This is a genomic window from Nocardia sp. NPDC101769, assembly GCF_044766925.1.
Taxonomy (GTDB): Bacteria; Actinomycetota; Actinomycetes; order Mycobacteriales; family Mycobacteriaceae; genus Nocardia.
Map to the genome: position 1 here is coordinate 69436 of NZ_JBIWMX010000008.1, position 20011 is coordinate 89446.

At 69.8% G+C, this 20011-nt stretch carries 16 protein-coding genes; 5 read left to right on the top strand and 11 right to left on the bottom strand.

Going from position 1 to position 20011, the window contains the following annotated elements; genetic code table 11:
- The first annotated feature begins 22 nt into the window (after positions 1-22).
- From ACIRRA_RS15470 to ACIRRA_RS15480, 3 genes are all read left to right on the top strand, one after another.
- Positions 23-970 carry a universal stress protein gene (locus ACIRRA_RS15470; RefSeq protein WP_402767760.1) on the top strand — a complete coding sequence of 316 codons (948 nt, stop codon included), beginning with the start codon at positions 23-25 and terminating at the stop codon, positions 968-970.
- A gap of 72 nt (positions 971-1042) precedes the next feature.
- Positions 1043-2041, top strand: a complete 999-nt coding sequence (locus ACIRRA_RS15475) for an Acg family FMN-binding oxidoreductase (RefSeq protein WP_402767762.1) — start codon at positions 1043-1045, stop codon at positions 2039-2041.
- Positions 2042-2069: 28 nt separating this feature from the next.
- Positions 2070-2969, top strand: coding sequence for a universal stress protein (locus tag ACIRRA_RS15480; protein WP_402767764.1), 900 nt, complete (start codon positions 2070-2072; stop codon positions 2967-2969).
- Between the two features lie 27 nt (positions 2970-2996).
- On the opposite strand, the gene ACIRRA_RS15485 is transcribed toward ACIRRA_RS15480, so the two are convergent.
- From ACIRRA_RS15485 to ACIRRA_RS15520, 8 genes are all read right to left on the bottom strand, one after another.
- Complete coding sequence (locus ACIRRA_RS15485) at positions 2997-4709, bottom strand: GAF domain-containing protein (protein ID WP_402767766.1); 1713 nt, start codon at positions 4707-4709, stop codon at positions 2997-2999.
- 108 nt (positions 4710-4817) lie between these two features.
- Positions 4818-7124, bottom strand: coding sequence for a phosphoenolpyruvate synthase (gene ppsA, locus ACIRRA_RS15490; protein WP_402767768.1), 2307 nt, complete (start codon positions 7122-7124; stop codon positions 4818-4820).
- Positions 7117-7293 carry a hypothetical protein gene (locus ACIRRA_RS15495; protein WP_402767770.1) on the bottom strand — a complete coding sequence of 59 codons (177 nt, stop codon included), beginning with the start codon at positions 7291-7293 and terminating at the stop codon, positions 7117-7119. The genes ppsA and ACIRRA_RS15495 overlap by 8 nt, the downstream gene beginning before the upstream one ends.
- Entirely contained in the window at positions 7290-7769 is a 480-nt protein-coding gene (locus tag ACIRRA_RS15500; RefSeq protein WP_402767772.1) for a DUF2267 domain-containing protein, read from the bottom strand. Before ACIRRA_RS15500 ends, ACIRRA_RS15495 begins: the two co-directional genes overlap by 4 nt.
- Before the next feature lie 41 nt (positions 7770-7810).
- Positions 7811-8365: a flavodoxin domain-containing protein gene (locus ACIRRA_RS15505; RefSeq protein ID WP_402767774.1), complete on the bottom strand. Its 555-nt coding sequence runs from the start codon at positions 8363-8365 to the stop codon at positions 7811-7813.
- A gap of 80 nt (positions 8366-8445) precedes the next feature.
- Complete coding sequence (locus tag ACIRRA_RS15510) at positions 8446-9324, bottom strand: DUF302 domain-containing protein (RefSeq protein WP_402767776.1); 879 nt, start codon at positions 9322-9324, stop codon at positions 8446-8448.
- Positions 9325-9479: 155 nt separating this feature from the next.
- Positions 9480-10223 carry a phosphatase PAP2 family protein gene (locus tag ACIRRA_RS15515; protein ID WP_402767778.1) on the bottom strand — a complete coding sequence of 248 codons (744 nt, stop codon included), beginning with the start codon at positions 10221-10223 and terminating at the stop codon, positions 9480-9482.
- A 2-nt stretch (positions 10224-10225) separates the two neighbouring features.
- Positions 10226-12556 carry a heavy metal translocating P-type ATPase gene (locus ACIRRA_RS15520; protein WP_402767780.1) on the bottom strand — a complete coding sequence of 777 codons (2331 nt, stop codon included), beginning with the start codon at positions 12554-12556 and terminating at the stop codon, positions 10226-10228.
- Positions 12557-12844: 288 nt separating this feature from the next.
- Between ACIRRA_RS15520 and ACIRRA_RS15525 the strand changes: the two genes are divergently transcribed.
- Positions 12845-13291, top strand: coding sequence for a pyridoxamine 5'-phosphate oxidase family protein (locus ACIRRA_RS15525; protein ID WP_402767782.1), 447 nt, complete (start codon positions 12845-12847; stop codon positions 13289-13291).
- A gap of 524 nt (positions 13292-13815) precedes the next feature.
- Here ACIRRA_RS15525 and ACIRRA_RS15530 read toward each other — a convergent pair.
- A complete protein-coding gene (locus ACIRRA_RS15530) occupies positions 13816-14463 on the bottom strand; it encodes a response regulator (protein ID WP_402767784.1) in 648 nt (215 codons plus the stop codon).
- A gap of 53 nt (positions 14464-14516) precedes the next feature.
- Positions 14517-15536, bottom strand: a complete 1020-nt coding sequence (locus ACIRRA_RS15535) for an Acg family FMN-binding oxidoreductase (RefSeq protein WP_402767786.1) — start codon at positions 15534-15536, stop codon at positions 14517-14519.
- A 118-nt stretch (positions 15537-15654) separates the two neighbouring features.
- Between ACIRRA_RS15535 and otsB the strand changes: the two genes are divergently transcribed.
- Positions 15655-19647 (top strand): trehalose-phosphatase, encoded by a 3993-nt coding sequence (otsB, locus tag ACIRRA_RS15540; RefSeq protein ID WP_402768160.1) that lies wholly within the window; start codon positions 15655-15657, stop codon positions 19645-19647.
- Here the strand turns inward: otsB and ACIRRA_RS15545 are convergent.
- Positions 19628-19834, bottom strand: a complete 207-nt coding sequence (locus ACIRRA_RS15545; RefSeq protein ID WP_402767788.1) for a hypothetical protein — start codon at positions 19832-19834, stop codon at positions 19628-19630. The two genes, otsB and ACIRRA_RS15545, sit on opposite strands and share 20 nt — an antisense overlap.
- Between the last annotated feature and the right edge of the window lie 177 nt (positions 19835-20011).

Consider the following 20011-nt stretch of genomic DNA (forward strand, 5'->3'; position numbering starts at 1 on the left):
AGCCGCCGAATCAGGAGACGTCATGGAAGAGAATGCTGTTCCCACAACGATTTTCGCTCACTCGGATCACGGTGATCTGGGGATTGTCGTCGGCACGGATGGATCCGAGATCTCCTATCAGGCGGTCATGTGGGCCGCGATCGAAGCCGACATGCAGGGCTGCCCGCTGCATATCGTCACCTCGTACGCGAACCCGATCGTGGCGGGGGCGACGGAACAGAACCCCGATGACAGGCGTGACCTGAGGCAGCGAGGACGGCAGGTGCTCGCCGACGCCGCGCGTATCGCCGCCCACGCCGTGCCGGGGGCGCGCCTGCACATCAGGACCGAACTCATCTTCGACATGATCATCGGCGCGTTGATCGAGCGTTCGCGGCGTTCGCGGCTGCTGGTGGTCGGCAATCAGGGGCTCGGTGCGATAGGGCGGGCCGTGCTGGGGTCGGTGAGCACTGCGCTGGCCCGGCAGGCGCATTGTCCGGTCGCGGTCGTGCACGGTGTTTCGGAGACGGACCCGGCGTCGGCGTCGAAACCGGTGGTGGTCGGGGTGGACGGATCGGCGAACAGCGTGCCGGCCATCGAGCTCGCCTTCGGGGAGGCATCGCGGCGCAAGGCCGACCTGATCGCGGTGCGGGCGTGGCGTGATACGGGTGGCTTCGACCTGCCCGTGATGGGGTGGGGCGCGATCCGCGAGACCCAGGATGTGCTGCTGGAAGCGGCCCTCGCCGGCTACGCCGAGCGCTGTCCGGAGGTCACCGTGCACCGGGTCGTGTCCTCCGATACGCCGGTGCGCGCGCTGCTGGAGCAGGCCGAGAACGCGCAGCTCGTGGTGGTCGGCAGCCATGGCCGGGGCGGATTCGCCGGGATGGGGCTGGGCTCGGTGAGCACCGCGCTGCTGCATCTGGCGCAGTGCCCGGTGCTGGTGGTCCGTCGGCGACCGCAAAACCGGGCCGAAGAACCCGCCGGGCAGTGACTTTCGGCCGTCACCGGCGACCTGTCGCACTTGCCATGCTGAGGGCACGAGAATTCCGAGGAAGGACAGGCGATGTCGAGTCTCCCCGATCACGACACCATCCGCGCCGCCGTGGCGCTGGCGGTGCGGGCGCCGTCGGTGCACAATACCCAGCCGTGGCTGTGGCGGGTCGGCGACACCACGGTGCACCTCTACGCCGACGACAGCCGCCGGCTGCCCTACGCCGACCCGGACAGCCGGGAGCTGGTGGTGAGTTGTGGTGCGGCGCTGCATCATCTGCGCGTGGCATTGCGCGCGGTCGGCTGGGATACGGTCGTGCACCGGTTCCCGAACCCCGCTGAGCCGCGACATCTCGCCGCCCTGGAACTCCACCACGCCGAGCCCGACGCGTCCGCCACGCGTCTGGCGCGCGCTATTGCCCGGCGGCGCAGCGACCGTCGCCGGTTCACCTCATGGGAGGTGCCGCCCGCGCAGGTATCCGCGGTCGTCGCCGCGGGCGCGGCAGTACCGGGGGTGCAGGTCCGGGAGGTCGACACGACCGGGGAGCACGCGCGATTGGTGCGCGCTTTCGTCGACGCCGCGACCGCCCACCGCGGTGACGCCGGCTACAACGCCGAGCTGACGCAGTGGAGCGGTCACCACGCCAGCGCGCAGGGCGTACCCGCGCGCAACGCGGTTGTCCCCCCGGATGCGACAGTCCGGCCGTTCGGTGACCCCCGCCTGCCCGAGGCGGTCGTGAGCGACACCGAGGAGGCCGCGCGAATGCTGTTGGTGTGTACCGCCTCGGATGATCTGTGGGGCTGGCTGCGCGCCGGCGAGGTGGCGAGCGCGATACTGCTCGAGGCCACCGCGCGGGGGCTGGCCACCTGCGCGCTGAGCGAACCTCTCGAAGTCACCGGTGTGCGGACCCGGATCCGCCGGGATCTGCTGGGCGACTTCGGTTATCCGCAGCTGATCATCCGGATGGGCTGGGCGGCGACCAGTGCCGCACCGGTACCCACCACACCCCGGCTCCCGCTCGAGGACATCGTCCGTCCGCTCGAATCCCTGAGCCTGTCGGGTGAGCAATAGCGAAGACACCAGAGTCAGGAGCGAACAAATGACTGAAAACCTTGCCCCGCAGGTGGATCCGAATCCACCGATCGTCGTGGCCGTGGACGGTTCGGCCGTCTCCTACCAGGCGGTGGCCTGGGGGGCGCTGGATGCCGCGCGGCACGGGGCCCCCTTGCACATCGTCACATCGATCTGCACGCCGGCCGGGCTGCCGCCGACCGCCGTGCTCGATGCCCCCGACATGGCTTCGCTCGAACTGGACGGCGAACGCATCGTGGGTGAGGCGACCCGCATCGCGTCCGAGTCGCTGCCCGGCGAAGGGGTCGAGATGTCCTCGGAAGTCACCGAGGAGCCGATCATCACGCGCTTGATGGACCTGTCGCGGGACGCCCGGATGGTCGTGCTCGGCAGTCGCGGGCTCGGTGCGCTCCGGCGTGGGCTGCTGGGGTCGGTCGCCACCGCGGTGACCCACCACGCGCACTGTCCCGTTGCGGTCATCCATTCGACCGCGGCGGCGGACCCGGTATCGGCGCGGCAGCCGGTGCTGGTCGGTGTCGACGGCACGCCGAACAGCGTGGCGGCGCTGGAGCTCGCGTTCGAGGAGGCGTCGCTGCGCAAGACCGGCCTGACCGCACTGCACGCCTGGAGCGACGTCAGCGGACCCTACCTGCCGATGTCGGGGTGGGAGACCATCGCGGAGCAGGAGAAGGCGACCTTCGGAGAGGAGATGGCCGGATACGCCGAGCGGTATCCCGATGTCCCGGTGCGGCGAATCCTGGTGAAGGATCGCCCGGTTCGCTCGCTGCTGGACGAGTCCGAACACGCGCAGCTGGTGGTCGTCGGGAGCCATGGACGGGGCGGCTTCACCGGCATGCTCCTGGGTTCGACCAGCAGTGCCCTGCTGCACGGCGTCGACTGCCCGATCGTCATCGTGCGTGGCCAGTGACCGGATCACTCGGCGGCCGCCGCCGGTTCACCCCAGCGGTACCGCCCAGTGCAGCAAGGTTCCCTTTCCCTCGGGGTTGCGGCCGAAGGAGAAGGTTCCGCCCATCTCCTCGGCCCGGCGCTGCAGGTTCTGCAGCCCGCTCGGGGTGATGTTCTCGGGGATCCCGCAGCCGTCGTCGGCGACCAGCACGGTCAGATCGTCGGAGACGTCGATGGACACCGCGACGGTCTCCGCGGCGGCGTGCCGCACCACGTTGGAAACCGCTTCGCGCACAACGGCTTCGGCATGGTCGGCGAGTTCGGCCGCCACCACCGACAGCGGCCCGGTGATGCGCAACGAGGTGCGCAGGCCGGTATCGGCGGTGTGCGTGCGGATCACCTCCTCGATCCGCTGCCGCAGCCGGGTACTGTTCGCCGCGCCGCCGTGCAGGTCGAAGATCGAGGTGCGGATCTCCTGCACCACGTCCTGCAATTCGTTGATGACGTCCGAGATCCGGTCGCGCACTTCGGCCGAACGGGCGCGGGCGACGGTCCCCTGCAGGCTCAGACCGGCCGCGAAGAGCCGCTGGATGACATGGTCGTGCAGGTCGCGGGCGATGCGGTCGCGATCGGTCAGCACGTCGAGTTCGCGCATGCGTTGCTGGGCTTCGGCCAGCTGGATCGCCAGCGCGGCCTGATCGGTGAAAGCGCCTGCCAGTTCCTGTAATTCGTCCGCGAACGGGGGAGCGCCGGCCGGGCGGACCATGACCAGCACGCCGAAGGTCGACTCCTGGGCGTTGAGCGGCAGAATCAGCGCGGGTCCGGCGTCGAGCGCGGTGTCGAGGCCGAGTTCGTCGCTGTCGTCGAGGCGCAGGGCCACACCCTTGCGGAACGCCTGTCCGATCGCCGTCCCGGATGTGTGGACCAATCCGGTGTGATGGTGACCGTCCGGCCCGGCGCATTTGCTGATCCGCAGCCCCTCGGCGTCGGTGTGGTTGCTGTCGGGTTCCTCGTCGACGGCGAGGAACGCCCATTCCGATTCGGTGAGCGTGCGCGCGTGCGTGACCATGTGGGCGAGCACTTGCTCGGGATCCGTTCCCGCCAGGAATTCGGTGGCGATATCGCGGGTGGCTTCGATCCAGGCTTGGCGAGTGCGAGTGGACTGATAGAGCCGGGCGTTGTCGATCGCGGTTCCGGCGGCCGCGGCGAGGGCCTGCACGATGACCTCGTCGTCCTCGGTGAACGGCAGTCCGCCGGACTTCTCGGTGAGATACAGGTTGCCGAAGATCTCGTCGCGGATCCGGACGGGCACGCCGAGAAAGGTCCGCATCGGTGGATGGTGATCCGGAAAGCCGACGGACGAGGGGTGATCGCCGATGTTGTCCAGGCGGATCGGCTTGGGCTGGCTGATCAGCAGGCCCAGCACGCCGCGGCCCTCCGGGAGATCGCCGATCCGGGCTCGCATCTCCTCGTCGATGCCCTCGTAGATGAACTGTTCGAGCTGATCGTCCGCGCGGACGCCGAGCGCCCCGTAGCGGGCGTCAACGAGGCTGATGGCAGTGTGCACGATGGTGCGCAGGGTCTGGTCCAGATCGAGCCCCGAGGTCACCGACAGCATCGCCTCGACCAGGCCGTCCATGCGGTCGCGAGCGTCGATGATCTGTTCGACACGGTCCTTGACCTCGGTGAGCAATTCCCGCAGCCGCAGCTGGGAGAGAGTGTCACGTACCGAGTAGGAGCCGTCGGGAGGCTCAACGGTCATCTCGTGTTTTCCTGTACTCGTGTCGGGCGCGCGCGACCTGTTCTGTTACGGCTGTTCCATTTTAGGCGTGCGCCCGACGACGATGGTGCAGGTTGGTGGTCGGCAGTGTCACCGCCGGTCCGGCTGGGCAAGTGCGCGGTCCAGGAGCACGCGCCGTTCGGCGGCTGCGACGGCGTGCCGGGTGCGCTGGACCGCATCGGGCGAGACAGACACCGACGTGATGCCCGCGCGCACCAGATGCGCCACGAATTCCGGATGGGTGGAGGGCGCCTGGCCGCACAGCGACGAGGTGATGCCGAGCGACCGGGCGGTGGTGACGATCTGCTCGATGGCGTTCAGCACCGCCGCATCGGATTCGTCGAACAGTTCGGCGCACTCTTCGGAATCGCGGTCCACGCCCAGCATGAGCTGGGTCAGATCGTTGCTGCCGATGGAGATTCCGTCGATCCCCAGTTCGACGTACTCGGGTAGCCGGTAGATCACCGACGGCACCTCGGCCATGATCCAGCGGTGCAGGCCGCGCTGGCGTCCGAGCGGGCTCGCGTCGACGAGCTCGAGGCACTGCTCGAGTTCCCAGCGGGTGCGGACGAAGGGGATCATCAGGTGCACGTTCGGGGTCTGTTCGCGCACGCGTGCGAGCGCGGCCAGTTCGAGCCGGAACATCTCCGGCTGGCGTACGTAGCGGTAGCAGCCCCGGAACCCGATCATCGGGTTGTGCTCCCGGGGCTCGTAGCGGCTGCCGCCCTCGAGTGCCCGGAACTCGTTGCTGCGCATATCGCTTGCCCGATAGACGACCGGGCGCGGCGCGAAGGCGGAGCTGATCCGGTGTATTGAGGCGGTCACGCTCTCGATGAACTTCTCGTCCTCGCCGCGGGCGATGAGATCGCGAGGATGGCGGCCGCCGAGCGCCTGGGTCAGCAGGACCTCGGCGCGCAGCAGGCCCACTCCGTCGGCGCCGGTGGCCGCGACGCGTTCGGCGGCTTCGGGCAGCCCCAGATTCACGTAGACGCGGGTCCCGGTGGCCTCGGGTGCGGTGGTCTCGGGGACCGGGCGCGGGACCGCGGTGATCGTGGCCGGAAGCGGGTTTCCGTCGTACACCTGGCCCGCGGACCCGTCGACGGTGACCTCCTGACCCGTGGCCAGTTGCGCCGTGGCCGTGCGCGCTCCGACGATGCACGGGATACCGAGTTCGCGGGCCACGATGGCCGCGTGGCAGGTCATGCCGCCGCTGTCGGTCACCACCGCGGCGGCCCGCGACAGGGTGGGCAGCCAGTCCGGGTTCGTCATGGGCGCGACCAGGATCTCGCCGTCGCTCAGCGTGGATCCCTCTGCGGGCGAGCGTAATACGCGCACCGGACCGGTGGCGCGGCCGGGCGCCGCGGCCAGGCCGCGCACCAGCGCCCGACCTTCGACGGTGTGCGCTACCGGAGGTTTCGCCGCGGAGTCGCTGGGCAGCGTGGTGATCGGCCGCGCCTGGACCAGCCAGAGGTGCTCGTCGTCGAAGACCCATTCGACGTCCTGGGGGCGGCCGTGGTGCGCCTGCACCTCGAGCGCGAGCCGGGCCACGGCGACGGCCTGGTCGTCGCTGAGCGCCGGCGCCTCGGCCTCGGATTCGGAGAGCTGAATTCGCTGATCGCCGTCCGCGCCGGGCACGATGGCGAAGCTCTGGCTGCCGACCTGGCTGGTGAGCAGTGTCGGTCCGGCCGCGTCGAGGACATAGGTGTCGGGTGTGACGGCGCCGGACACCACCACCTCGCCCTGGCCGCGCGCTGCGTCGATGACGATGTGATCGAGCGAACCGGTGGCAGGGTCGGCGGTGAAGGCCACGCCGGCCGTGCGGGCGGCCACCATCCGCTGCACCACCACGGCCATCTCGGGTCGATTGTGCATGCCGCGCCGCGCCCGATAGGTCAGCACGCGCGGGGAGAACAGCGATGCCCAGCAGTCGGTCAGCGCGGTGATCAACTCTTCGTCACCGTGAATATTGGTGTGGGACACGTTCATTCCCGCGAACGACGCGGTCGCGCTGTCCTCGCCGACGGCCGAGGACCGTACGGCCACGGTAACCGCGTCGCCGAGCCGGTGGTAGGCCGACAGCACGGCGTCACGGACCGCCGGCGACATCGGGGTGTCGTGCACGAATTCCCGCATGCGGCGGCACAGCTCGTCGAGCTGCTGTGCCTCGTCGCGGGTCGCGCCCTGCGCCGCCGCGAGCCCTCGGGTGTGCAGCTCGTCGAGTTCCGGGCCGTGCGCACCCGCGCAGATCACCTCTTCGTAGGCGGATTTGAGCACCACGAACCCCGGCGGCACGGGCAGGTGCGCCGCGACCAGTTCGCCGAGATTGGCGCCCTTGCCGCCGGCGCGGTCGGCATCGGTCAATCGCAATTCATCGAAGGTGGCGACATAGTCACCCATGACGGCTCCAGTTCTTTTTCGACCCGGGCAGCATGAGCAGCAACAGGATCGGGAGGGCGAGGATGAACAAGGCGGACAGCATCGCCAGCGGCGACGCGCCGCTGAGTTCGAGGCCGGTGACCACGAAGGGGAGTGCGATGACGAACAGCGGGGCGTGGCGGATCGTCACTGCTGTGCCTCCGGAGTCTCGAAAATGCCTGCGGAGGTGAGAACGTCACTGAAATCGGCACCGAGCAGCACGCGCCGCAGGGGTCCGGGAAGTTGTGCCAGCACGTGGTCGAGCTGGCCGGGGGAGAACAGCTGGGCCAGCGCGTCGGTGACCGCCGCCGACATCCGCCTCGCTTCCTCTGTCGACACGTCCGCCGACCGGGCGAACTGGTGCAGGAAAGACTGTGGATCATGGCGCACCGGAACACGTCCCGGCGTCCAGCCCTCGTAGAAGACACCGCGCAGCAGCGTGGGCAGCTGGGCGCTCAGGTGTGCGGCCGCGCCGATGTCGAGGCGGTCGCGCACGGTGTGCAGCCAGGCGCGCAGGGCCCGATGCGCCTCCATCCGGTCGTTGGTGTCGAGCCGGTCGGCGACGGTGCGCAGCCAGATATGGCCGGTATGGATCGCCGGGGCGAACGGATCGGTGTGATGGCTCATCGGCGTGCCTTTCGCGAAGACGGGATGACCGGGGGTGCGGGTCAGGGGTGGGTCGGAGTGGCCTGTGCCTGCTGCAGGTGAAGAGCCTGGGCGATGGTGTCGGTCCAGATCGTGATGTCGGACCAGTCGCGCAGGTCCCCGTAGCGGGGGCCGCCGAGCAGGCGGTACAGGGCACGCGCGGGCAGCGAGACCCCGGCGCGTTCGTAGTGGCCGGCGAACGCGTGGAAATCACGCGGGGTGATCGAATCACGCAGGGCGGCGACCTTTCTCGGGACGACATGGCCGACGCGGCGCCCGATCCGACCGACCAGGGCCGGCCCCAGCCCGACGCTGAACAGCCACACCGGGCGGGCCTGCAGTTCGTGGCGATGCGAGCGGACGAATTCGGCCATCTCCGGCAGCAGGGCCAGATCGTGCACGGCGCTGCCCAGCACGATGGCATCGAAGGGCGTGATTTCGGGAGCGTGTGCGACGTCTGCGACTTCGACGGCCGCGCCGCGGGCCGTGAGGCAGGCGCCGATGAAATCGGCGATCTCACGGGTGGATCCCTGGGCGGTGGCGTAGATGACGGCGACGCGTGGAGTGGCGGTTCCCATGCATCGAGCGTGCTCGCGCGGCCGGATTTCGGTGAGAGGACTCCTACCCGTGGTGACCGGGACCATGGTCCTCGACCGCCTCAGCCGGCCGCCGCGGCGGGATGGGACAGGTCGGCCAGAGCGGCGGCGAGCAATCGACGGGCCTCCTCGGCCGGTCCGGCGAGCTCGGGCCTGGCCAGGACTTCGGCGAGCAGCGTGGGATCGGTGGCCTCCACGAGCACGCCGGTCCGGTCGGCCCGCACGACGACGTTGCAGGGCAACAGCAATCCTGCCTCCCGGTCGATGTCGAGGGCGCGACCGGCGAGCTGCGGGTTGCAGGCTCCGAGGATCAGGTACTCCTCGATGTGCTCACCGGCCCGCTCCCGGAGGGCGGCCTGGACATCGAATTCGGTCACGACGCCGAATCCGTGCTCCCGCAATGCGATCCGGGTGCGGTCCACGGCGTCGGGAAACGTCGTGTCGAGGTGGACGGCAATGGCCGCGGCGGGTGCTACCGGAATGCGGATCTCGGTGATCAGCAGACGGGGATCGCTCACCTCGTCGGGGCCGATGAGATACGCCTCCGTCGGCGGTCCGATGGGGCGATAGCCGTTGCCCTGCAGCCATTCTCGTAATGCGCGGTACGCGGCGTCGATGGCGTGATAGCTGCCGCGATGGCAGGTTCGGGCCACCAGCACCGGCGACTGGATGGTCAGCTCCGCACCGGAACTCGGGCCGAGGGCGGGCGCGGCCTCGATCGGGAGCCCGAAATCGACGACGATGGCATCCTCGGCGGGCAGTTCCCGATGGAAGGTGATCGTCGGCGCGCCGTTCGCGACGAGCCCGGCCTGCTCGGCGACCTCCGACAGCCGGTTCATGCCGCCGACTATGCCGTCGCTCAACAGGTCCGGGCGGATCTCCAGCGGTATGCGCAGCACTGCCTGCGGCGGCGTCTCGCACACGTTCACCCGGTACTCCATGACGCGCCTCCTTCGATAGTTCGTGCGTTCAGCGTGCGTCCGGCCGTGCGGGTGCCACAGAGGACAAGGTCACGGTGGTGGGGGAACAAACGCACAGCCGTGTGGGGCGATCGGCCGGGAGGGGACCAAGGTCCCGAGATCCGACCATCGCGGCGTCACAGGCAGGGGCGCGATCGACGACGGCGTCGTCCCGGCGAGTGGTCCCGCCACAGAGGCGTGGCCGCGGTACCCGCGACAATGACGAACCCGGCCCAGGACGCGCCCAGTGCCCAACCGGCAACGATGTCGCTGGCATAGTGGACGCCGAGATAGACCCGGGAAGAACCCACGGCGACAACGAGAACGACCGCCGCCGCCCAGACTGCGAGGCGGGTCCGCCGGGACCACCGATACGCGCTGTTGAGCATCCACGCCGACACCAGGGCGACCACGGCGATGCCCGCGGCATGACCGGACGGGAAGGACGATCCGTCGACGGCGATCGCCCGCTCCGCATCCGGTGGGCGGGGCCTTCCCACCGCCAGCTTCACCGTCACCACCATCAGCCCGAACCCCGCGAAGGCGGCCGTTCCCAGGACGGCCGGTCCGAGCGTGCGAACTCGGATGGCCGTCACAGCCGCTGCGGCGGCGATCGTGGTGGCCAGAACGGGCGGATTGCCCAGGTCGGTCAGCCCGCGCATGATCGCGGTGAGTGCCGGGTCGCGATGTGCCGCAATCCATGTCGATATCGGCCGATCCCATGCGGTGAATCCGTCCCCGTCGAGGACATTATCGAGGATCGCCGCGAACAACGCCGCCAGTGCGCACACGGCTGCCGCGCCCGCTGCGGTCACGAGTACCGCGATACCGCCCGCAGTGAACCCCCGGCCCGGTCGGAGGTGGTCGGGAGGCCGGGTCATGATCACCGCCGTTCGTCGGCGGCGAGGGCGAAGTAGTTCTCCTCCTCCTGCACGAAGTGCAGGCGCAGCACGGCGTGCAGGCCGTAGAGGCAGGCCAGCAGGTCATCGATCTGATCCGGGTCGAATCCGCCACGCGCGTGGGCTAGTTCGAGATGGGTGCCGATGCGGGTGGCCAGCCGCTGGATCTCAGCGTGCGCGCGGCTCATGGTGGCAGTTGCCTCGGGGCCGCCGAGCGGCCCGGCGAGCGCGGGATAGAGCTGGGTCTCCTCGGCCACCTCATGGGGCAGCAGGTCCTCGATCAGAAAGCGGTGCACGCTGTCGAGTGCGGCGAGTGCAGCGTCATCGGGGCGGTCCGCGACCCGGTCGGCGACCGAGCGGAGCTTCGCGAGGGCGTCCTGCAGGGCATCGTGTTCGGCGGCGAAGCGGTGGAGCAGCTCCTCGGTGTCCGCCGACAGGTCGAGACTGGCGGCCGGATTGGCGCGCAGTGCTCGCAGTGCGTTCAGGATGACGGCGACGTCGATGGCTTCCTGAAGGAGTGCGCCCGCCGCCGGCGGCAGCCAGCCGACGGCGGCGACGACCATGGCCGCCAGCGAGAGGGTCATGCCGACGGTCGCGCTCTGGACCGCGATGCGCCGCGACCAGCGGGCGATGTCCATGGCGTCCGCGAGCCGGTCCAGCCGATCGGTGGTGAGCACGATATCGGCGGCCTCGGAGGAGGCGGTCGAACCTCGCGCTCCCATGGCCACCCCGACCGTGGCGGCGGCGAGGGCGGGCGCGTCGTTGATGCCGTCGCCCACCATGACGGTCACCTGCTGCCGGCTCTCCCGGCGCACCGCCTCGACCTTGTCGGCCGGGCTCTGGCCCGCGTAGACCTCGTCGAGGCCCAGCACCGTCGCGACCTCGCGCGCGGGCTCGGGGCGATCGCCGGTGAGCATGACGAGGCGGTTCAGCCCGGCCTCACGCAGCCGGCGCAGGGTACGGGGCGCCTGCCGCCGCAAGGGATCACGCAGCAACACGACACCCCGGGGGTCATCGTCGACGACGATCCAGGCGACGGCGGCGGAGTCCAGCCGTGCCCGATTCATCACCGGCCGCGCCCATTGCGGGGTGATCATCGACTCCGGCAACTTCCCCACCTGCACGCGATGACCGTCGACCGTGCCGGTGACGCCGCGCCCCGCCTGCTCGGAAACCGCTGTGGCAACGGCGAGTTGGAGCTTGCGGGCCAGCGCCTCGGTCACGATCGCCTCGGCCAGCACGTGCGGCGACAGCTGATCCACCGAGGCGGCCATCTGCAACAGCCACGCTTCATCCGCGCCCGGAGCGGCGGCGACCTCCGTGACCACGGGCCGCCCGGCCGTGACGGTACCGGTCTTGTCCATGACCAGAGTTGTTGCGCGACCGAGATTTTCCAACGCCCCGCCGTCGCGCACCACCACGCCGACCCGCGACGCGCGTGACAGCCCCGACACGATGGCAACGGGTGCGGCCAGCAACAACGGGCACGGTGTCGCGACCACGAGCACCGCCACCGCGCGCACCAACGATCCACTGAACCAGTACGCGGCACCCGCGACGACCAGGGTCAGCGGGAGAAACCACACGGCATAGCGGTCCGCCAACCGGACCGTGGGCGCGGTGGCGGCTCCCGCCTCGCGTGCCAGCCGCACGATCCCGGCGTAGGTGCTGTCGTCGGCCGTCGCGGTGGCCCGCATCTCGAACACGCCGCCGGCATTGAGCACGCCGCTGCGCACCGGCTCCCCGCGGGCGCGCTCGACCTGGAGCGGTTCACCCGTGAGTGCCGATTCATCGAGCGCCGCAACGGTATCCATGATCCTGCCATCGGTGGGAACCACCTCGCCGGCGGCGATCACCAGGATGTCGCCCGGAACGATCTCCTCGAGATCGACGACCCGCACCACGTCCCCTCGCCGTCGCCGTGCCGACCGCGGCGCCCGCTCGAGCAGGGCCCGCAGATCCCGGGCCGCGCGCCGCTCGGCGGCGGCATCGAGCGCGTGCCCGCCGCTGAGCATGACCGCGATCAGTGCGCCCGCGAGGTACTCGTGCACCCAGAGCGTGCCGGCCAGCGACAACACCGCGATGAGGTCGACTCCGGCGCGCCCGCGCCGCAGCGCCGCGACAACCCACCACAGCGCCGGGACCATGGCCACCACCGTGCCCGCGGCCCAGCACCGGTCGGCCACTCCTGTCGCCCCGGCGGCCCACGCGACGCCACCGGCGACCAGCGGTGCGATCGTCCCGGCCAGCAGCGCCGTTCCGAGGATGCCGCCGGCTCGATCCAGCCAGGCGTGGAAACGTGAATCGGCCACCATGGCTCTCGTCCTTTCGCCGGGTGTGCCTTCCCGATCAGTGCATCGCAGTCGTCCGAGGAGCGGCAGGGCCGCAGTCCCCGAACACCACGGCCCTTGGTCCCGGCCGTGACCGGCCCACGGCTCCTGATGCGGTGTGCCGACAGGGCAATCCGACACCGGGATCTCGCTTCTGGTGGGCTGTGCCGTGTCCGAAGGATGTCCGAGACAGGACCTTCGGCCCTGTGGGGGCGCTGGTGCGGGTGTTGACATGGATCGAGGGATGCAGTTCCGGGATCAGGTGAGAAGGGTTTGCAGTTGAAACGTGGGTATCAGTTCGCTCCGCGCGCCACCGTGAGTCTGGGGCGTGCGGAAGCACTGCGGCTGCTGGGCAGTGTTCCGTTCGGGAGGGTCATCTTCACCCGCGACGCGCTGCCCGCGGTCCGGCCGGTGAACCATCTGGTCGACGAGGGCGAGATCATCGTCGTTCGTACCCGGCTCACGTCTCGGCTGACATCGACCGTGCGCACGGATCCGAATGTGGTGGTGGCGTACGAGGCCGACGACATCGACCCCGTCGCGGGGCTGGGATGGTCGGTGGTGGTGACGGGGATCGCCCGCACCGTGACGGATCCGGAACGGGTCGCACGGTACGAGAGCCTGCTGCAGCCGTGGGTCGACGGGGCGATGGACACCATCGTCGCCATCGAGCCGACTCTGGTGACCGGGGTGCGGCTCGTGGCGAAGCAGGCGGGGTAGCCGGGTTCAGGGTGCCGAAGTGCCCGCCGCCCGAGGGGGTCCGGTCGTGGCGGGTATGGGCCGAACCGTATGCGGCAGCGTGCGATTCGTGGCCGAGACCGGCGGCTCGTGAACGTACATAAGTCGAGGGTTCCGCTGGCCGGGCCGATAGGGCCTGCTCGCATCCGGGGAGAGGACCAAAGGCCTTGTAGCCGAGGACTTGCCGCCGCTGTGGGCCGTGGTGCGCAGCGGCAGACTGAAGGTGTCGACCCCCGAGTCCAGGGGTGATTCCAGCAGCGGATGACGAGTGAATGGTATTCCCGATCACGCTGTGTGCCAGTCGATTCGAGCTCCGCCGCGAAACGTGACACCTGCAGTCACGGGGGCCGACCGTTGGCTCGGCGCATTCGGGTCCGGACGCCCGCTATCGCCGCGGCTGGATAGCCCGGGCCTCGGGGGTCGGCCTGTCGGGTCGGTGCGGGCGCAGGCGGAACACACGACCGCCGCGCCTTCGGACGAAGACGCGGCGGGGAGTGCGGTTCGCTCTACATCGGACGCGGATGGTCACCACGCAGTTTGGACGCGTAGACCGCGGCCTGGGTGCGCCGCTCCATGCCGAGCTTGGCGAGCAGTCTGGAGACGTAGTTCTTGACTGTCTTCTCCGCGAGGAACATTCGCTCGGCGATCTGCCGGTTGGTCAGCCCGTCGCCGAGCAGGTCGAGAAGTTTGCGCTCCTGGTCGGTGAGCCCGGCCAGCGGGCCGTCGGACTGGGTGCTGCGGCGCAGCCGGTCCATCAGGGCCGCTGCGGCGCGGTTGTCCAGCAGCGAGCGGCCGGCGCCGACCTCCTTGATGGCCTTCGCCAACTCCATGCCCTTGATGTCCTTGACCACGTAACCGCTTGCTCCGGCGAGGATCGCGTCCATCATGGCCTGCTCGTCGGTGAACGAGGTGAGGATGAGGCAGCGCAACGCATCGACGCGCGAGAGCAGATCACGGCAGAGTTCGATGCCGTTCCCATCCGGCAGCCGGACATCGAGGACCGCGACATCCGGTTTCAGCGCCGGGATTCGGGCCAGGGCCTGGGCCACATCGGAGGCCTCACCGATGACGGTGAGTTCCGGGTCGCTCTCGAGCAGGTCGACGAGTCCCCGGCGGACGATCTCGTGATCGTCAACGAGAAAAACCTTGATCATGGCCGGTTCCCAATCTGTAGGTCGTCGTGTTCGAACATAGTGCTCCAGGCGGATTATCGGGGATGGTCGGAAGGAGGCGGGCCGCCGGGGGTGGCGGGAGCGGTGACCTCCAGGATCTGTTCGACGGGCAGCCGTGGGGTATGGGTCGGCTGCCGGTCGGAGGCGGGAACCGTGCCGACCCGCACCAGCACCTGTGGCTGTTCCACGCGGCCGGTGAGCTCGCGGATGACCGCTCGGCTCCGCGGCACTTCGGTGACGTGGGTGATCGGACAGGTCGCATAGCCCGCGACCGTGCATTCGAGCAGGATGGTCGACAGCGCCTCACCACAGCGCACCAGTTCGGCGAAGCTGTTGCCGCTGGACACGACGAGCACCACGGACCGGTCGTCCTCGATCTCGGTCCGGCGCGGCTCGTCGTCGACGGCCGGGAGTATGCGGCTCAGATCGACCCGCTCGCGCTCCTCGGCGGACACGCGGGCCGTCGGCGGGATACCCTCCACGGGGAGTGAATGCCCTGTCCACCACTGCAATTCGGCTTGATAGCCGGAATCGTAGCGGCGTATCGCCGCGGTCAGCCGCGAGGCACGGGCGAGTTCGGTGCGGGCCTCGGGCGCCAGCACGGTGATCACCGCGTCGAAGGGGTCGACGATCACCGGCAATACCGGTTCGAATTCGCGCCAGTCCGCCGGTTCGGCGAAGGGGAGCCGGTCGGTGTAGCGAACCGTGATGGCGGCGGCCCGGTCTCGGTCGGCGTCGGTCACGATCCGCGCCGGCTCGAAGGTCACCGTCGCCAGCTGATCGTGCCGGGTGGGGTCGGGGAAGTACGCGACCTGCGTCTGCCACCCGGCCGCGGCCAGCGCGGCGCGCAGATGTCCCAGCGCGAGACCACAGCTGATCAGCATCTGCCGACCGGAGTGGTCGGTGGCCGGGAGCATGCGCGAGCGCACCGAGAACAGGTGCAGGGCATCGCCGTCGGAGACCCAGCGCCACGGCTGGCTGTTGTGCAGGGAGGGCGCGCGACCGGCCAGCCGGACAGCCTGCTCGATCGTGTCGCCGCTGGGTAGTGGGCTCATGGACTCACGCTAGGACGGGCGGTGGGTGCGCTACAGGGGCCGTTGGTCCTCGTTACGGTGCTACAGGACCCTTGGCTCGGCGCCCGGCCGCACGCAGGCTGAAGCAGTGGACGACAACATGCAGCCCGCGCCGTTGATCGACGCACGGCGCCACGACGCGGTGATCTTCGATATGGACGGCGTGGTGACCGACAGTGCCCGCGTCCACGCGGCGGCCTGGAAGGAGATGTTCGACGACTTCCTCGCGCATCGGGATCCGGCGCCGGGCGAGAACCTGTCGCCCTTCACCGACGACGACTACCTGCGGTGGGTGGACGGTGAACCGCGCTACCGGGGAGTGTCCGATTTCCTTGCCGCACGCGGTATTTCACTACCCGACGGCGATCCCGCCGACGCCGAGGACGCCGGAACGGTGTGCGCACTCGGCAACCGCAAGGACCGGTTGTTCCTCGAACGGCTCGCCCGCGACGGCGTCCCCGCGTTCGACTCCACCGTGGCCCTGGTGCGGCGCCTGCAGACCGCGGGTATCGGTGTCGCGGTGTTCTCCGCCAGTCGCAACTGCGCCGACGTGCTGCGGGCCGCCGGCATCGGAGACCTGTTCCCGGTGCGGGTGGACGGCATCGTGGCGGCGGAGCTGGGGCTGGCGGGCAAGCCCGACCCGGCGATGCTGCTCGAGGCCGCGCGCCGGCTGGGTGCGGAGCCGGAACGAACCGTCGTCGTCGAGGACGCGGAGGCCGGTGTCGCGGCGGGCCGGGCCGGCGGATTCGGCCTGGTGATCGGCGTCGATCGGGGCGGGCACGGCGATCGGCTGGCCGAGCGCGGGGCCGATGTGGTGGTGCCCGACCTCGTTCGGGTACGGCTGCGCAACGGTTTCCGGCGGATGTCGGAGGTGCCGGAGACGGTCGCGGGGCGGCTCGGTGACCTGCTCGACACCGAAAAGGCCTCCGTCCTGCTCGATTTCGACGGCACGCTGTCGGCCATCGTCCCCGATCCGGCGGCCGCGACCCTGGTGGAGGGGGGCGCGGTGGCCCTCGCGCGGCTCGCGGCGCAGTGTCCGGTCGCCATCGTCAGCGGGCGTGAGCTGGAGGATCTGCGCGGCCGGGTGGGTGTCGACGGACTCTGGTACGCCGGGTGCCACGGCTTCGAGTTGCGGGCCCCGGACGGCACGACGTACGTGCACGATGCGGCCCCGGGCGCCGAGCGCGCGCTGGCGGCGGCAGCGGAGGAGCTGACGAAGTCATTGAGCGCTGTCGAGGGGATTCTGGTGGAGCACAAGCGCTTCGCGGTCGCCGTGCACTATCGGCGGGTCGCCCCGGAACAGGTCGGCGCGGTGACGGCCGCCGTGCACGCGCAGGCGCACCGGCGCGGCCTGCGCGTGACGGGCGGACGCAAGGTGATCGAACTGCGGCCGGACATGGACTGGGACAAGGGCACCGCGCTCCAGTGGATTCTCGGCCACCTCGTCACGCCGAGGCTGCCGATCTACGTCGGCGACGACCTCACCGACGAGGACGCCTTCGATGCCGTGGAGGCCGAGGGCATTTCGATCGTGGTCCGGCACGACGAGAACGGCGACCGGCGGACCGCCGCCCGCTTCGCGCTGCCCGGACCCGAGGGCGTGCGCTCCTTCCTCGACGATCTGGCCGTCCTGCTGGCGGCCGAATCCGCTGGGGCCGTGTCGGATTCGTGGGTATTCGCCTTCGACGGGTACGACCCGGCGCACGAGCGGCTGCGGGAGGCGCTGTGCACCGTCGGAAACGGATATCTCGCTACCCGCGGAGCCGCGCCGGAGTGCGCGGCGGGGGAACATCACTACCCGGGTACCTACGTCGCCGGGATCTACAACCGGCTCTTCGATCGGATCGCGGGGCGCACGGTCGACAACGAGAGCCTGGTGAACCTGCCGAACTGGCTACCGGTCACCTTCCGCATCGGCGACGGCGACTGGCTCGATATCGACACCATCGAATTGCTGTCCTATCGCCAGGAATTCGATCTGCGCCGGGCGGTCCTGCTGCGGCACTTCCGCTTCCGGGACGGCACCGGTCGCATCACCGCGGTGCGGCAGCGGCGGTTCGCGGCCATGCACGCGCCGCACCTGTGCGCGCTCGAGACCGCGGTGACCGCCGAGAACTGGTCGGGGACAGTGGTCTTCCGCTCGACGGTGGACGGCGCGGTGAGCAACGGTCTGGTGGCGCGGTATCGGGACCTGTCGGGGGAGCACCTCGAGCTGGTTTCGACGCGGGAGCTGTCACCCGAATCGGTGCTGGTGGTGGTGCGCACCGGGCAATCCGGGACTCCGGTTGCGACCGCGGCGCGCGGCACACTGCACCGAGAGGATGTGAAGCTGTGTCCCGCCACGGAACTCGTCGAGAGCGGCGGGTCGATCGGGCACGACCACGGCGTCGCGCTGGCCGCGGGCGACACGGTCGTGCTGGAGAAGATCGCAGCCGTGGTCACCGGCCGCGACCACGCGGTCTCGGCCCCGGACGACGAGGCCACGCGCGCACTGCGCAGTGCCGGCCGGTTCGCCGACCTCCTCGAATCGCACACGGCCGCCTGGGAACACCTCTGGGAACGGCTTCGCATCGACCTGGGTGGCGGTGAGCAAGCGACCCGAGTGATCCGGCTGCACCTGCTGCATCTGGTGCAGACCCTCTCGCCGCACACCGCCGATCTGGACGTCGGGGTCCCCGCGCGGGGTCTGCACGGCGAGGCCTATCGAGGACACGTCTTCTGGGACGAGCTGTTCGTGTATCCGGTTGTGAATCCACGCTTCCCGCGACTCGCTCGTGGTCTGCTGCGGTACCGATACCGGCGGTTGCCGGAGGCGCGGCGCGCGGCCGCCGCCGCCGGGTTGTCCGGCGCGATGTTCCCGTGGCAGTCCGCCTCCGACGGCCGCGAGGAAAGCCAGCTCATGCATCTGAATCCGCTGTCGGGGCATTGGAATCCGGATCCGAGCCCGCGCGCCCACCACATCGGCAGTGCCATCGCCTACAACGTCTGGCAGTACTACCAGGCGACCGGTGACCACGAATTCCTCACCGACTACGGCGCCGAGCTCATGGTGGAGATCGCCCGGTACTGGGCGAGCCTGGCCGACTACGACCCCCGCCACGACCGGTATCACCTGCGCGGGGTCATCGGGCCCGACGAATTCCACACCGGTGCGCCGAGTGCCCCCGGATCCGGCGTGGACGACAATGCCTACACGAATGTGATGGCGGTGTGGACACTGCTGCGGGCGCGCGACGCGCTGGAACGGCTGACGCCCCGCGCACGGGCGGAACTGCTCGAATCGCTGCGGGTCTCACCGGTGGAACTGGCGCGGTGGGAGCATGTCGGGCGGCGGATGTACGTACCCTTCCACGACGAGGTCATCAGCCAGTTCGACGGTTACGAGCAACTGGCCGAACTCGATTGGGACGGCTACCGGCAACGCTACGGCGAGATCCAGCGGCTGGATCGCATCCTCGAAGCCGAGGGCGACGACGTCAACCGCTACCGGGCCGGCAAACAGGCCGATGTCCTGATGCTGTTCTATCTGTTCTCCGCCGACGAATTGCGGGACGTGTTCGGGCACCTCGGCTATGACCTTCCCGGGGAGATGATTCCGCGGACGATCGACTACTACCTGGCCCGCACGTCGCATGGTTCGACGCTGAGCGCGCTGGTCCACGCCTGGGTGCTGGCCCGCGCCAACAGAGCGCGGGCGATGGAATTCTTCGACCGGGTCCTGGACTCCGATATCGCCGATATCCAGGGCGGGACCACGCAGGAGGGAATCCACCTCGGCGCCATGGCCGGGACCATCGACCTGGTCCAGCGGTGCTTCACCGGAATGGAGATCCGGGCCGATCGCCTCATCTTCAACCCCTGCTGGCCCGACGAGCTGGGGGAGCTGCGGTTCGCGATCGTCTACCGCGGGCACCGGCTCGCGATCAGGGTCAGCGCCTCCGCTCTGGAGGTCGCCGCCGATCCGGGCGTGGCGGACCCGGTGGAGATCCATTGCAGCGGGTTCACCGAGCTGCTGCGGGCGGGGGCGATGATCCGAATTCCGGTGAGCCGCAAGGTATCCGATCCGGGTCCACTCACGACCGCAGCTGACTGACGCCCCATCGGGCGAGCCCGATCGCGACGGCCAGGTATTCGACCAACGCGAGATACACCAGCACCGCGCCGTACAGCCGAGCCCAGAGCGAGATGTAATCGGTGGCGGCGGGAACCGCGACCACCATCGCCGCGCCGAGGACCAAGGCCACGGTCGCCACGGCATGCGGTGTCGCGGGAGGGTTCATGCCAGCAAGTTTTGTCGCGGCTCGCGCGAATCAGCAGGGCCGATGTTCCCGACACCGGTGGGACCAACGGCGGGCCGAAGTCCCACCCGCCCAACCCGGCCGCCGCGCAGAGGTCTTTGGTCCTCGTACCGAGGACGATCGCCCGCAGAGGGCGGTCAGGTCCCATTTCTACCGTGA